Source organism: Bacteroides sp. NSJ-48 (assembly GCF_014287405.1).
Taxonomy (GTDB): domain Bacteria; phylum Bacteroidota; class Bacteroidia; order Bacteroidales; family Bacteroidaceae; genus Bacteroides; species Bacteroides stercoris.
In genome coordinates this window covers 1-991 of the sequence record NZ_JACOOD010000112.1, presented here as the reverse complement: position 1 = coordinate 991, position 991 = coordinate 1, and the positions used below count along the sequence as shown (strand labels likewise).

The window sequence follows — 991 nt, the reverse complement described above, 5'->3', positions numbered from 1 at the left end:
TAGAGTTTATATCGAATAATTGATTAAAGCGTTCTTTGACTTATCTTTGTGGCCTAAAAAGTTCAATTGATGTATTACGACAAGATTCGCCACCGTCATAGCCAAGTGCTTGCAGCGACAGGATTAACTCCTGTTGAGTTTGATGCCTTGCTAGTAACTTTCAAGTACCATTGGGATGACTATTACAGTCATTTCACTTTGGAAGGCAAAGTGCGTCAACGTATATCTTACAACAGGAAGACCAGTGTGTTGCCTCTGATTCAGGACAAAATGTTCTTCATATTGGTATATCTGAAGACCAATCCCCTTCAGGAGCTCCATGGCATTCAGTTTGAGATGACCCAGCCCCAGGCCAACAGGTGGATTCACCTTCTTTCTGAGATTCTCCGTCGTACATTGAAAACGCTTGATGAATTACCCGACCGTAACTCCAAACGTCTGATGCACATCCTTCAAGGATGCGAAGAAGTCTTGCTTGACGGAACCGAGCGACCTATTCAACGCCCTTTGGATGAAGACAGGCAGTCTGCATGTTATAGTGGTAAAAAAAACTCATAGCATAAAGAATAACCTGTTGTGTACCAACAATCTTAGGATTGTATGGCTGAGTTCTACATACGAAGGTCATGTCCATGATAAGAAGATTTGTGATGAAGAACCTCTTCTACTCCCCAGAGGTATTAGGCTTTGGCAAGATACAGGTTTCATCGGACACAGACCGGATGGAGTTGAAATATGCATGCCCAGGAAAAAACCAAAAGGAAAAGAGCTTACTGCTGTTGAAAAACAAGAGAACAAGCGAATTTCCGGTATCAGGATTAAAGTGGAGCATGCCATAGGTGGTATGAAAAAATGCCGTATTGTCAAAGAACGATTCAGATGCCATAAATTCGGTTTCGAAGATATGGTGATTCTTATTGCTTGTGGATTACACAACTTTAGAATCAGTCACAAAATGAGTCATATAACAAATTAATCTATATAATGTCTA

The 991-nt window shown here is 40.8% G+C and carries 2 protein-coding genes; both read left to right on the top strand.

The features are described from left to right. Positions 1-147 precede the first annotated feature (147 nt). On the top strand, positions 148-558 hold the full coding sequence (locus tag H8S52_RS19700) for a transposase family protein (protein ID WP_255470135.1): 411 nt from the start codon (positions 148-150) through the stop codon (positions 556-558). Further along, positions 512-976 carry a transposase family protein gene (locus tag H8S52_RS19695; RefSeq protein ID WP_117984346.1) on the top strand — a complete coding sequence of 155 codons (465 nt, stop codon included), beginning with the start codon at positions 512-514 and terminating at the stop codon, positions 974-976. The genes H8S52_RS19700 and H8S52_RS19695 overlap by 47 nt, the downstream gene beginning before the upstream one ends. Positions 977-991 lie beyond the last annotated feature (15 nt).